Annotated in this window: 11 protein-coding genes and 1 pseudogene; 7 read left to right on the forward strand and 5 right to left on the reverse strand. The window is 63.5% G+C overall.

The features are described 5' to 3' along the window. Window positions 1-77: 77 nt before the first annotated feature. The 3 genes from NKI79_RS26775 to NKI79_RS26785 all read left to right on the forward strand — a co-directional run bounded on the left by NKI79_RS26775 (window position 78) and on the right by NKI79_RS26785 (window position 4,725). Window positions 78-1,289, forward strand: a complete 1,212-nt coding sequence (locus tag NKI79_RS26775) for an efflux RND transporter periplasmic adaptor subunit (RefSeq protein ID WP_352476139.1) — start codon at window positions 78-80, stop codon at window positions 1,287-1,289. Between the two features lie 2 nt (window positions 1,290-1,291). Beyond that, window positions 1,292-4,468, forward strand: a complete 3,177-nt coding sequence (locus tag NKI79_RS26780) for an efflux RND transporter permease subunit (RefSeq protein WP_352805796.1) — start codon at window positions 1,292-1,294, stop codon at window positions 4,466-4,468. Window positions 4,469-4,566: 98 nt separating this feature from the next. Further along, on the forward strand, window positions 4,567-4,725 hold the full coding sequence (locus tag NKI79_RS26785) for a DUF3309 family protein (RefSeq protein WP_023678456.1): 159 nt from the start codon (window positions 4,567-4,569) through the stop codon (window positions 4,723-4,725). A 61-nt stretch (window positions 4,726-4,786) separates the two neighbouring features. Here NKI79_RS26785 and NKI79_RS26790 read toward each other — a convergent pair whose 3' ends face one another. Further along, the gene (locus NKI79_RS26790) at window positions 4,787-5,749 is read right to left on the reverse strand and encodes an SDR family oxidoreductase (RefSeq protein ID WP_352805799.1); all 963 of its coding nucleotides are present in this window, start codon (window positions 5,747-5,749) and stop codon (window positions 4,787-4,789) included. A gap of 94 nt (window positions 5,750-5,843) precedes the next feature. On the opposite strand from NKI79_RS26790, the gene NKI79_RS26795 reads away from it, so the two are divergent. Continuing rightward, window positions 5,844-6,755 (forward strand): LysR family transcriptional regulator, encoded by a 912-nt coding sequence (locus tag NKI79_RS26795; protein ID WP_254816510.1) that lies wholly within the window; start codon window positions 5,844-5,846, stop codon window positions 6,753-6,755. Here the strand turns inward: NKI79_RS26795 and NKI79_RS26800 are convergent. The 4 genes and pseudogenes from NKI79_RS26800 to NKI79_RS26815 form a co-directional block, all read right to left on the reverse strand. Continuing rightward, the gene (locus NKI79_RS26800) at window positions 6,713-7,894 is read right to left on the reverse strand and encodes an MFS transporter (protein ID WP_352805801.1); all 1,182 of its coding nucleotides are present in this window, start codon (window positions 7,892-7,894) and stop codon (window positions 6,713-6,715) included. The genes NKI79_RS26795 and NKI79_RS26800 overlap by 43 nt on opposite strands. Before the next feature lie 146 nt (window positions 7,895-8,040). Beyond that, window positions 8,041-8,500 (reverse strand): annotated as a pseudogene (locus NKI79_RS26805) (cupin domain-containing protein). Between the two features lie 11 nt (window positions 8,501-8,511). After that, a complete protein-coding gene (locus NKI79_RS26810) occupies window positions 8,512-8,820 on the reverse strand; it encodes a DUF1244 domain-containing protein (RefSeq protein WP_254816513.1) in 309 nt (102 codons plus the stop codon). A 26-nt stretch (window positions 8,821-8,846) separates the two neighbouring features. Beyond that, window positions 8,847-9,644: an N-formylglutamate amidohydrolase gene (locus NKI79_RS26815; RefSeq protein ID WP_254816514.1), complete on the reverse strand. Its 798-nt coding sequence runs from the start codon at window positions 9,642-9,644 to the stop codon at window positions 8,847-8,849. Between the two features lie 267 nt (window positions 9,645-9,911). Between NKI79_RS26815 and NKI79_RS26820 the strand changes: the two genes are divergently transcribed. From NKI79_RS26820 to NKI79_RS26830, 3 genes are all read left to right on the forward strand, one after another. Further along, window positions 9,912-10,376 carry a DUF1036 domain-containing protein gene (locus NKI79_RS26820; protein ID WP_502894192.1) on the forward strand — a complete coding sequence of 155 codons (465 nt, stop codon included), beginning with the start codon at window positions 9,912-9,914 and terminating at the stop codon, window positions 10,374-10,376. Next, window positions 10,373-11,803: a pyruvate kinase gene (pyk, locus tag NKI79_RS26825; protein WP_352805803.1), complete on the forward strand. Its 1,431-nt coding sequence runs from the start codon at window positions 10,373-10,375 to the stop codon at window positions 11,801-11,803. The genes NKI79_RS26820 and pyk overlap by 4 nt, the downstream gene beginning before the upstream one ends. A gap of 207 nt (window positions 11,804-12,010) precedes the next feature. Beyond that, on the forward strand, window positions 12,011-13,093 hold the full coding sequence (locus tag NKI79_RS26830) for an NAD(P)H-dependent flavin oxidoreductase (RefSeq protein ID WP_352805804.1): 1,083 nt from the start codon (window positions 12,011-12,013) through the stop codon (window positions 13,091-13,093). Window positions 13,094-13,156 lie beyond the last annotated feature (63 nt).

Consider the following 13,156-nt stretch of genomic DNA (forward strand, 5'->3'; position numbering starts at 1 on the left):
CGCGCGCACCCATATCGGCGACGCGCCCCAAGTAGAAGATGCGGCCTGGCCGAACCCCGCGCACTGGAAAAATAACGATGCCGAAATTCAGGTTTCACAAGCTTGCAGCCATTGTTGTGCTCATCGGTTTCGCCGGCTGGATGGCGACAGGCGAGTTCTCGTCCGTCGGCAGCGCGTCCGCCGACAACAAGCCCAAGGCAGGAGAGGTCGAGCAGCCCAAGACAGCCGACGCAGGCAAGCCCCAAACTGGCGAACAGGGGGCTGCCAAGCCGGGGACTGCCGAGGCGGAACAGCCCAAGGCGCCGTTACGCACGGTCGCGGTCATAACCCCGCCGCGGCGCACCTATGCACGCGCTATCCGCATTTCCGGACTGACCGAAGCCGACAAGCGCGCCGTCCTGGCGACACGCGTCGCCGGCGTCATCGACAAGCTGCCGGTCAAGCAGGGTCAGCACGTCAAGACCGGCGACCTGATCCTGATGCTTGCCGCCGAGGAAAAAATCTCGGCGGTCGACAATGCCAAGCAGCTTGTCGTGCAGCGTGAGGCAGAGCTGGCTGCTGCCCTGCGGCTGATGAAAACCGGCAATCTGCCCAAGTTGCAGCTCGATACAGCCCGCTCCAACCTGACGCTGGCCAAGTCGCAACTGGACGCAGCGCAAGCCGAACTCGACCGCAACGAGGTGAAGGCGCCCTTCGACGGCGTTATCGACCGGGTGCCGGTGGAGCTTGGCAGTTCCGTGATGCAGGGCGGCGAGGTGGCTACTATTCTCAGCCTCGACCCGGTGATTGCGCGCGGCGAGGTCAGCGAACGCGATCTCGGCTATCTGAAGATCGGTGACAAGGCGAATGTGCGTCTGGTCAGCGGCCAGAACGTCGAGGGCATCGTGCGCTACATCAGCCGGGATGCATCTTCGGCAACCCGTACCTTCCGGGTCGAAGTCGCCATCCCGAATGCAGATGGTTCCGTACCGGCCGGCATGACGGCCGAAATCGCGCTCAGCGCCCAGCCGACCGACGCCGTCATGCTGCCGCGCTCGGTGGTGACGCTCGGCGACAAGGGCGACCTCGGCATCCGCGCCGTCGACAAGGACGACAAGGTCGTGTTCTTCCCGATCGACCTGGTCGACGACACGCCGACCGGCCTGGTGCTCGGCGGCATTCCGGCCGACGCCCGCATCATCGTCGCCGGCCAGGAGCTGGTGAAGGAAGGCGAAGTGGTCAAGCCGGTCGAAGCGGACCAGGCGACCATCCAAAAGTTGTTGGGCGAAGCGACGACCGGGACGCAGTAATCATGGACATCGTCAAACTTGCAATCAGCAATGCCCGGCTGACCATTTCGGTCCTGGTCTTTCTCATCCTTGCCGGTGCGGTCGCTTACCAGTCGACGCCGAAGGAAGCGGAACCGGACGTTCCGATTCCGATGATGTATGTCAGCCTGATCTACCAGGGCATCTCGCCGGAAGATTCCGAGCGCCTCCTGCTGCGGCCGATGGAAGCCAAGCTGAAGAGCCTGAAGGGCCTCAAGGAGATGCGCTCGGCCGCCTTCCAGGGCGGCGGTTATGTGCTGGTCGAATTCCAGCCACAGACGGATCTCGCCACCGCGCTGCAAGACACGCGCAGCAAGGTGCAGGACGGCAAGGCCGACCTGCCGCAAGCGGCCGAGGAGCCCGTGGTCTCAGAGGTCAACATTTCCGAGTTCCCCGTCCTGGTCGTGACGCTGTCGGGCGAGGTGCCCGAGCGCGTGCTGACGGCGGCGGCGCGCGAGTTGCGCGACCGCATCGAGGAAGTGCCTGGCGTGCTCGAGGGCTCGCTGCAGGGTGCGCGCGACGACCTCGTCGAAGTGGTCATCGATCCGATGAAGCTGTCTTCCTACGGGCTGCAGCTCGACCAGTTGATCGGTGCGGTCGGCGCTTCCAACAGTCTTGTCGCCGCCGGCAATATCGAAGGGTCCGAGGGCAAATACGCAGTCAAGGTGCCGTCGCTTATCGAGACGCCAGAGGATGTGGCGGCGCTTCCGGTCGTCGCCGGCCCCAATGCAGTGGTGCAGGCCAAGGATATCGCCACCATCCGCTCCACCTTCAAGGACGCCGAGACGGTTACCCGCCTCGACGGCAAGCCGGCGATTGCCATCGAGGTGAAGAAGCGCATCGGCTCCAACCTGATCGATACGATTGGCAAGGTCAGGGAGGTGTCCGACGCCTTCATCAAGACGATGCCGGAGGGCATGCACGTCACCTACACGCAAGACAAGTCTGTTTTCGTGAACCAGTTGCTCGGCGACCTGCAGAACCACGTCATGATCGCCGTCATCCTGGTGTTCATCGTTATCCTCTACGCGCTGTCCGGCCGTGCCTCGCTGCTGATCGGATTGGCCATCCCCTCATCCTTCCTGATCGGCATCCTGTTGCTGGCAATGATGGGCTACACGATCAACATGATCGTGCTGTTCAGCCTCATCCTGGCGGTCGGCATGCTGGTCGACGACGCCATCATCGTCACAGAATTCGCCGAGCGTCGCATGAGCGAGGGCATGCCGAAGCAAGAGGCGTTCGCGCTTGCCGCCAAGCGCATGGCCGGCCCGGTCATCGCGGCTACGATGACGCGCATTGCCGCCTTCTCGCCGCTGTTGTTCTGGCCGGGCATCATCGGCGACTTCATGAAATATATGCCGATCACGCTGATCGTGACGCTCTCGGCCTCGATGCTCTATGCGCTGGTCTTCGCACCGACGCTGGGCGCGATATTTGCCAAGGCGCCGGCCCATCACCCCGACGACAATCGCGACGGCTGGTACATGGCCGTGGTCAAGCAGGCGGTGCACTATCCCATCACCGTGCTTGTCCTCACTGTGGCGCTGTTGTTCGGCGTCGGCTACGCCTATTCGAAATTCGGCGCCGGCGTCGAATTCTTCCCGAATGTCGAGCCTGACTACGGCCTGCTCTATGTCCACGCCCGCGGCAATCTTTCGCTTGCCGAAATGGACGCGGCCACCAAGACGGCGGAAAATCGGCTGCTCGGTTGGCCGGGCGTGAAGTCCGTCTATACCCGTGTAGGCAAGACGCAGGGCGGCGGCCAGGACGTTCCGGAAGACGTGGTCGGCGTGATCCAGTACGAATTCGTCGACTGGCGCGAGCGCAAATCGGCGAACTCAATCCTGGACGAACTGCGCGGCGTGATGGCCGGCATTCCCGGTGTCGACGTCGAGGTTCGCGTGCCGGAAGCCGGCCCGCCCACCGGCAAGCCGATCCAGATCAGGCTTTCGGCCGTCGATCCGAAGGGCCTTGACGACAAGGCCCGCGCCGTCGCCGCGCGCATTGCCAAGGTGCCCGGCGTCATCGATATTTCCGACGGTCTGGCGCCGCCCGGCGTCGACTGGGCGCTTGAAGTCGATCGCGCCAAGGCGGCGCAGTACGGCATCAGTCCGACCGCGGTCGGGACGGTCGTGCAATTGGTGACCAACGGGCTGAAGCTCAGCGAGTACCGGCCCGCCGGCGCCGACGATGCGGTGGACATCAGGCTGCGCCTGCCCGAGGATCGGCGCACGCTGTCGACGCTCGACGAACTCAGGGTGCAGACCGCGCAAGGCTCGGTGCCGATCTCGAACTTCGTCGTGCGCAAGCCGGAGCCGACGGTCGGTATCCTTAACCGCATCGACGGCGCGCGAACGGTGGTCGTCCAGGCCAACGTCGCTGCCGGCGCCCAGGTGGCTGCCGTCCAGCAGGAGGTCACCAAAGCTGTCGCCGACATGAACCTCGGCAGCGGCATTCGCTGGAAGCTTGCCGGTTCGAATGAGGACAGCGCAGAGGCCGGGGCCTTCCTCAGCAAAGCTTTCGGTGCGGCGATCTTCCTGATCTTCATCGTGCTTCTGGCGCAGTTCAACAAGTTCACCAGCGTCTGGCTGGTGCTGTCCTGCGTGGTCATGGCGACGATCGGCGTGTTCCTCGGGCTGCTGCTGACGGGACAGGCATTCGGCATCGTCATGTCGGGCATCGGTGTCATTGCGCTGGCCGGCGTGGTGGTGAACAACAACATCGTGCTGATCGACACCTATGACCGGTTGCGCGAAGAGGGCTGGGACAAATACGAAGCCGTTCTGCAGACCTGCCGCGAACGTGCCCGCCCGGTGGTGCTGACGGCAGTGTCGGCGATTCTTGGCGTGCTGCCGATCGCTTTCGGCCTCGGCCTCGAAATCTTCCACCACGAGACGACGATCAACGCGCCGTCGACGCAATGGTGGATTTCGCTGTCCTCGGCGATCGTCTTCGGGCTGTCCTTCGCCACCGTGCTGACGCTGGTGGTAACGCCGTCGATGCTGATGGTGTTCACGCGCGCCAAGGTCAAACCCGGTGCGCGCGGTGGCTGGTTCAGTAGCCTGTTGGGGCGTCGCAAGGCCGACATCCCGTCGAAAGGCCTGGACGCCGATCTGGGCACCGAGCCGGCGATCGCCTTCCCGAAGGCCGCCGAATAAAGTCCGATTGCTGCCCTGATCAAGCAAAGGCCGCCCGGGAACAATGGGCGGCCTTCTGCATTGTTTCGTCATTGCAACCTCAAAGCGAGGATTTTCTGATGACGATCAGCACCATTCTCATCATTATTCTTATTCTTATCCTGATCGGCGCGGTTCCGGCGTGGCCGCATTCTCGGTCCTGGGGTTACGGCCCATCCGGCATCGTCGGCGTCATCCTGATCGTTGTCCTGGTGCTGCTGTTGATGGGCCGGATCTGAGCGCAATCATTGGTCCGGACAAGCGGCGGATGACCGTCAGACATCCGTCTTTTCAACTTCCTTATTGGGCAGCTTGCTGCACCGGCTTGGTGGTGGCGACGCCGATATCCTCAAGCGCTTCCGATACTGCATCTTCCAGCGGCGTGTGCGGGATCGTACCGATAATGCCTTCCAGCCTGCCTGAAACCAGCCGGTGCGGCTCGAAGCGGAGATAGGACATCGAAACGATCTCGCGCCACATCGCCACGAACGAGCTGCCGGCGCGCAGCACCCACCACGGCATCTTCGTCAGCTTCAGCGCGCGCCCGAGCGCTTTCTCCGCGGCCGCCTTGATGTCCAGATCGGTCACCGCATGGCCAGGAAAATTCAGCGCCTCGTATGAGCCGAGCTTGTCGAGATTGTCAGCCAGCCCGACGAAGGCCTTGGCCAGGTCGGGCAGATAGGCCCATTCATGCACGAGATCGACCGGTCCCGGTGCCGTATAGATACCCTTGGTCATCTTGGCGGCGACAACCAGATCGAACCACGATCCGCTGCCGGTGCCGCCGAAGAAATCACCGGCGCGCAGCAGGATCGTGCGCACCCGACCCGCGTCGGCCTCGCGGCGAAACAGATCTTCCATGGCGACGCGGATGCGGCCCTTTTCCGTCGTCGGGCGAAACGGCGTGTCTTCGGCGATCACCGCCGGCATCGGCGAGCCGTAATTGTAGACGGTGCCCGGGAAGAGATGCAGTGCGCCGTTCGCCCGACAGGCAGCCATGACGTTCTCCGCCATCGGCAGACACTTGCCCCAGTCGGTGTAGAGCGGGTTGAGGCCGTTGAAGATGATGTCGACGCCTTCGGTGGCGCGGATCAGCGCGTTGCGGTCGAGCGCGTCGCCGGCGATTGCCGTGGCGCCTTTAAGCTCGGCCGGCACCTTGCCGCCGCGGGTGACGGCGCGGACATCGTAGCCGGCATCGAGGAAGGCCTTGGCCACCGTGCGGCCGAGCCGGCCGTTGGCGCCGAGAATTGCGATCTTGGTCATTGTTCGTCTCCGTGTTTGTGTTGAGACCCTGTTGTGGTCTCTTCGCAAGCGAATGAAAATTGACTAATGATGGCGATCTGATATTCAATTTTGAATGGATATCGATTGGAACCTGATCAAGAGTTTCGTCACGGTGGCGGAGACCGGCAGCCTGTCGGCCGCCGCGCGAAAACTTGCCGCAAGCCAGCCGACGCTCGGCCGCCACATCGCCGAGCTGGAACAGGCGCTCGGCGTCACCCTGTTCCGGCGCGGGCGGCGTGGCTATGCGCTCACGGAAGCAGGCAGCACGCTCTTTGAACAGGGTCGTGCGGTGAGCGAGCAGGCAAGCGCCTTTTCGCTGCTTGCGCTGGGATCGGTCGAGGCGATAGAGGGTACGGTGCGCATTGCCGCCAGCGAAGTGGTGGCGGCCTATGTGCTGCCGGAAATCACAGCGAGGCTTGGTTTCGAGGAGCCGGGCATCGAGGTCGAGATCGTCGCCTCGAACCAGGTCGAGAATCTGCTGCGTCGCGATGCCGATATCGCCATTCGCATGGTCAAGCCGGCGCAGAATGAACTGGTCGCGCGCAAGGTGACCGACATTCCGCTCCGCGCCTGCGCGGCAAAATCCTATCTCGACCGGCGTGGCCGTCCGCGCGAGGCCCGCGATCTCGCCGGCCATGATCTGGTCGGCTTCGATCGCAGCGATGAGATCATTCGCGGCTTTGCCCAGTTCGGCGTCCCGCTTGCCCGCAATGCCTTCCGCTTCAGGACCGATAATCAGATCGTGCTGTGGGAAGCAGTGCGGGCGGGAAACGGCATCGGCTTTGGCCAGGAGCCGCTCGCCGACCGTGATCCGCTGGTCGAGACAGTGCTGCCGGGTCTCCCGCTGCCGACGCTGCCGGTGTGGCTGGCCATGCACCGCGACGTGCGTTCCAGCGTCCGCATCCGCCGCGTCGCGGATTTCCTCTACGAAGAGCTCAAGCGCTATTCAGCCGGTGCTGGCTCGGCAGCAAATTCCGCGCGGTGAGCGAGGCCGGCCATCAACAGCACGACGATCAGCAGCCCGGACAGAGCGACGAAGATCGGGCCGAAGCTCGAGTGTTCGGCGATGAAGCCGATCGCCGACGGCGCCACCAGAATGCCTGAGTAACCCATTGTGGTGACGACGCTCATGCCGGTGCCGGACGCCATGCCTTCCTGGTTGCCGCCGGCCGAAAAGATGATCGGCACCATGTTGGCAATGCCGAGGCCGCAAAAGGCAAAGGCGGCAATGGCGAGCCACGGCGAGGGCGCCAGCCCGGCCACCAGCATGCCGGCAGCAGCGGCAAGAGCCGAGGCACGCAACGTCGTAACGGCACCGAAACGGTTGCGGACGCCATCGCCAAGGAAGCGCATGACGGCCATGACACCGGAAAAGGCGGCGTAGGCCAGGCCTGCGATGGCAAGATCGGCGCCGAGCTCCTGCCTGAGATACAGCGCAGCCCAGTCGAGCACCGCACCTTCGGAGATCATCGTCAGCAGTGCCATCAGCCCAACCAGATAGACCAGAGGGTTTGCCGGCAGCGCGAATTTGTGGTGCTCGGGGGCTGGGTGCTTGTCCTCGGCGATCAGGTAGCGGATCGCTACGGCGATGACGGCAAAGGCAAGAGCCGTCACCACCGTCGCATGGGCGAGGTGACCGTAGTTCTGGATGGCGAAACCGCCCAAAGCGCCGCCAGCGAAACCGCCAAGGCTCCAGAAGCCGTGCGAGGACGACATGATGGCACGGGACAGCCGCCGTTCGACTGCCACTGCATTGGCATTCATGGCGACGTCCATGCCGCCGATCGAACCGCCGAAGATGAACATGGCGATTGCCGCCAAGGGCACGTTGGGGGCCAGAGCCACGACCAACAGGCCGAAGCTGCCGGCAAGTCCGAACCAGCGCAGCACAGTGCGCGAGCCATGCTTCGAGATCAGATGGCCGCACCAGGTCATGGCGGTTACGGCCCCGGCCCCGAACAACAGAATCAACAGGCCGAGCGTGAATTTGCTGATGTCCAGCCGGGTGAGGAACACCGGGATCTGCGGCGCCCAGCTCCCGGTCAGGAAGCCATTGGCGAGGAAGATGCCGGCCACTGCCCAGCGTCCACGAATCGCGGTCTGCGTCATTTTCTGCGCGTCCATCGGGTAGAATCCGGTCCGGAAATGGCTTCGCGCGGCAAATTAGATCGATTCAATTCACAGTCAAGCGCTGTTCGCCGAAAGTGCTTGGACCAGACGCTACGTCCTCTCGCGTCGGCCAACCATCTCGGCGGTCCACTTCGAAATGCTTACGGCTCGGGATAAGGCGCGCCATCCTTGTGCACAAACCGGCCATCAACGTTGGTGCTCATCATGTCGATGTCGGAGCAGGTGGCGACGTCGTCGGGCCAGCGCGAACCGACTTCGAGATAGATCGCCATCGCGCCCGATTTATTGATCATGTGATGGCCGTTGCCTGATCCTTTCGGAAAGGCCGCGCAGTCACCGGCGCGCAGCACCGTCTCGCCGGCATCTTCGACGAGCGTCAGCTCGCCTTCAAGCACGTAGACGAATTCGTCTTCGTGCGAATGCCAGTGGCGCTGGCTCGACCAGTTGCCCGGCGGCAGGCGCATGAGATTGATGCCGAAGTCGGTGAGCCCGCCTGCGTTGCCCAGCCGCTGCCGCACGCGTTCGGCACAAGGTGTCGAACGGCGGTGGATAGGATGAGCCCTTGCGTCCGGGCACGTCGGCAACGTCAATCTTAGGCACGGCCTCCTCCCCTAGTGATCCCTGGGGCGCCTTGCCTCGAACTCGGCCTTCTTGGCATCGGAGGCTTCGATCTGGTTCAGTGCCTGCCACTCGGCATAGGGCATGCCGTAGATGATCTCGCGCGACTGTTCCTTGCTGAGTTCGACACCCTCGGCCTGCGCCGCATCGCGGTACCAGTTGGACAGGCAGTTGCGGCAGAAGCCGGCGAGGTTCATCAGGTCGATGTTCTGCACGTCGGAACGCTCGCGCAGATGCGCAACCAGCCGGCGGAAGGCAGCGGCTTCGAAATCGCGCTTTTGTTCGTCGCTGAGTTCGGTCATGTCTTTGGCGTCCCTTGGGCCTTCCGTCACACCGGTCCGGTGCGCGAGCCGAATATTTTCACCGCATGTATATCGGCACGTCGATCGATCGCGTCAACGATCGGCGCCAGCCGTTCGGCCCAGTCGAGGGCACCCTTAAGGTCGGCGATCAGGTCCTGGCGGATCTCGAGCAGCGCATGGGCAAATCCGTTGACGATGGCGTGCCTGAACATGGTATCGCCGCGCAGTGCGCCGTCATAGGGTTCGTTGTCGCCGACGATGAGGCTCTTGTCCTTGGCGAGCATGTCGATCAGCGGCCGCGCAACGCGATCGTCGAGATCCCATAATATGCCGACGTGCCACGGCCGCACGAAGCCCTGCATGGTCGGTGTGAAGGAATGCACCGAAAAGATGAAAGGTGCCTGCGCGGACGCTTGCGCCACCGAGGCGATCATGGCGCCGACGGCATCATGATAGGGGCGGTAAAAGCGGTCCAGACGTCTTTCGCGTTCCTCCGGCGCCATGGGATAATTTCCCGGGATGATGGTGCCGTCATAGAGCTGGCGAATCAGCGTTGGATCGTCCTCGCCGCGATTGGGATCGATCAGCAGCCGTGAAAAATTGGCAAGCACCGCCGGAACGCCGAGCAGACTTGCGAGTTCGCGGGTTACAGTCTCGACGCCGATGTCGTAGGCGATGTGGCGGTCGAACTCCGCCGCTGGCAGGCCAAGGCTGCCATATTCCTCCGGCAGGTCGCGGCGAGCGTGATCGGCCAAAAGCACCATGCCGCGCTTGCGGTCGCCTTCGACAATGTCGAAAGGCGCGAAAACTGTGGATCGGGTCATCGGCGGGAAAGGTCTGTTCGCGGGCTTCCTGGGAGGGTGGTATCGTCATTCCACGAAGAGAACGCTTGCGCAATGCCGTTGTTTAGCCACGGTTTCTGCAAAAAACTGAGCGGGGGCGACCGCAAGCGCGCCGGAGCCTTCTAAATCGATTGGAATTGGACAGATCGGCGCGTTGACATGCGTACGGACTTTTCCGAAAAGGGGCGTTGAGAGATGCAAATGTGGTTCTTGAGGGGTTTCAGGATGGGTTTCGCCGGCAGGCTGCGTGTGCGCCATGCCTTGGCCATGCCGCTCCTGATACCGGCAATGGGCCTTTTCGCGGTGATCACGGCCTCGCCGGCACGGGCCGATTTCCGGGTCTGCAACGCCACGCAGAACCTGGTAGGCGTCGGCATCGGCTATCGCGCCAAGGCCGGCTGGATCACCGAAGGCTGGTGGCACATCGAAGGATCGAGCTGCAAGACGCTGATCGAGGGACCGTTGTCATCAAGGTTTTACTATCTTTATGCAGAAGACGCCGAGCGCGGCGGACGCTGGGATGGCCCGATCAACATGTGCGTGGCCGAAAAAGAGTTCAAGATTGCCGGCGTTACCGACTGCGTCGCCCGGGGCTTTCAGCGCGCCGGATTTCAGGAATATGACACGGGCGAGCAGGCAAGCTGGATGGTCCAGCTGACTGACGAGCCCGCAACGGATGGCGCTGCAGCCGCCCCGGGAACAAACAGTCAATGAGACGCAGCCGCAAGGTCAAGATCCTCGCCACCATCGGTCCGGCCTCCTCGTCCGAGGAGATGCTGAAGAAGCTGTTCGAAGCCGGCGCCGACGTGTTCCGCATCAATATGAGCCACACCGACCATGAATTGATGCGGACGCTTGTCGGCCGCATTCGTGCCGTCGAGGAGGCGGTCGGCCGGCCGATCGGCGTTCTCGCCGACCTGCAAGGGCCAAAGCTGCGCGTCGGTAAGTTCGCCAGCGGCAAAGAGGTGTTGACCGTCGGCCAGACCTTCACGCTCGACGACAATCCCGAGCCCGGCAATTCGACGAGGGTCTACCTGCCGCATCCCGAAATCCTGCGTTCGGTCGAGGCTGGTCATCGCCTGCTGATCGACGACGGCAAGCTCGAGCTCAAGGCGGTCAGCAGCAACGGCAAGGCGATCGTCTGCACCGTCGTCGCCGGCACCACCATTTCCGACAAGAAGGGCGTCAGTCTGCCCGACACCGACCTGCCGGTCGGCGCGCTGACGGAAAAGGACCGCCGGGATCTTGACGCGGTTCTGGCGACCGGCGTCGACTGGGTGGCGCTGTCCTTCGTGCAGCGGCCCGAGGACCTGGCCGAAGCGCGCAAGATCGCGCGCGGCCGGGCGCTGATCATGGCCAAGATCGAAAAGCCGCAGGCCGTCGCCCGGCTGGCCGAGATCATCGAGCTTTCGGATGCGCTAATGGTCGCCCGCGGCGATCTCGGCGTCGAGATGCCGCTCGAAGCCGTGCCCGGCATTCAGAAGCAGATCACCCGCGCCGCCCGCCGCGCCGGCAAGCCTGTGGTGGTTGCCACGCAGATGCTGGAATCGATGATCACCGCGCCGGTGCCGACCCGCGCCGAAGTCTCGGACGTCTCGATCGCCGTGTTTGAAGGCGCCGACGCGATCATGCTTTCGGCGGAGTCCGCCGCCGGCGCCTACCCGGTCGAGGCGGTGGCGATGATGAACCGGATCGCCACCAAGGTCGAAACCGACCCGACCTATGCCGGCATCATCAACGCGCAGCGCTCGGAACCGGAAGCGACCGGCGCCGACGCCATTTCGCTTGCTGCCCGCGAGATCGCCGAGACGCTGAAGCTGTCGGCCATCATCACCTACACGGCCTCGGGTACAACCGGCCTGCGCGCCGCGCGTGAGCGGCCGCAAGTGCCGATCGTTGCATTGTCGCCGATCCTCAACACGGCGCGGCGGCTGTCGCTGTTGTGGGGCACGCATTGCGTCGTTTCTCCCGATGCCATCGACCTCGACGATATGGTCGATCGCGCCTGCCGCATCGCCTTCGACGAAGGTTTCGGCAAGCCCGGCGACCGCGTCATCATCACGGCCGGCGTTCCGCTCAGGACGCCCGGTTCGACCAACATGCTGCGCATCGCCTATGTCGGATCGGAAGTCGGACGCTAATGCCGGCGGCGGCTGGCGGATCGGCCGGCTGCATGGCGTGTCGTAAACACGGCGCCAGCCCGGCGCATCGACGGCAGCTGGGTTAGGATCGACGCCGAACTCCGCCAGCTTGCATCGGCCTGCAGCCGGCGGTTCGAAGGTCCTGTCCGACTTGAGCTGGAAGTCAGTTAAGCTAATCTCTCCTGGGAGAAAGAGGAGGGTGATCCAATGTGGATGCGCACTGATCTTCTGGAACTCCTCGGCATTGAGCACCCGATAATCCAGGCGCCGATGAGCGGCGTCACCACACCGGAACTCGCGGCGGCGGTCAGCAATGCCGGGGCACTAGGCTCGCTCGGATGCGGTATTCTGCCTGCGGCGGCTATCCGCGAGCAGCTCACGGCGACACAGCACGCCACCAATCGTCCGGTCAACGTCAACTTCTTTGCGCACCCGGCGCCGGCACCCGATGATGCGGCTGCCCAAACTTTGCGCGACCGCCTTCGCGGCTGCTATGAGGAGGTCGGCCTCGGACCGGTGCCCGAGCCGGGCGAGCCCTTCCCCACCTTCGATCGTGAGCGTCTCGAAATTGTGCTCGAGCTGCGCCCGAAGGTGGTCAGCTTCCACTTCGGCCTACCCGACACCGCAATTGTGCAGCAGTTGAAAGCGGCCGGCTGTACTGTCTTGTGTTCGGCTACCACCGTCTCGGAAGCGCGCCAGCTTGAGGCAGGAGGGGTGGACGCCATTATCGCCCAGGGATACGAGGCCGGTGGGCATCGCGGCACGTTCACTGGCGACCCTGCTATCGGCACAGCCGGCACCATGGCCCTCGTACCGCAGATTGTTGATGCCGTGCGGGTGCCTGTAATTGCCGCGGGCGGTATCTTCGACGGTCGCGGCATTGCTGCGAGCTTTGCACTTGGTGCATCTGGTGTGCAGATCGGCACGGCTTTCCTGGCCTGTCCTGAAGCCAATGTGCAGCCAGTCTATCGCGCAGCATTGCGCTCGGCCAACGACGAGAGCACGTCGGTGACTCGCTGCTTCACGGGCCGCCCGGCGCGCGTGGTGCGCAACCGGTTTGTGATGGAAATGGCTGGTGAGGAAGATGCTGCGCTGGCGTTTCCGCTACAGGCGAGTCTGGTCATGCCGCTTTCGATGGCAAAGGATGAAAGCAAGCGGGCTGACTTCTTGCCCATTTGGGCCGGGCAGGGCGTTGCGAAGCTGCGGCAGATGCCGGCCGCCGCGCTTGTGGAGAAACTCGTCACAGAAGCAAGCGGCATAGATCGGGCCTGTAGGGGAGTAGGGGAGTAGGGGAGTAGGATACTAATGTACTAGCGGACGCGACCGGACTAGAGAGCGAATGAGGTCTTGTGG

Origin of the sequence: Mesorhizobium sp. M0340 (assembly GCF_040321535.1) — a bacterium.
GTDB lineage: Bacteria > Pseudomonadota > Alphaproteobacteria > Rhizobiales > Rhizobiaceae > Mesorhizobium.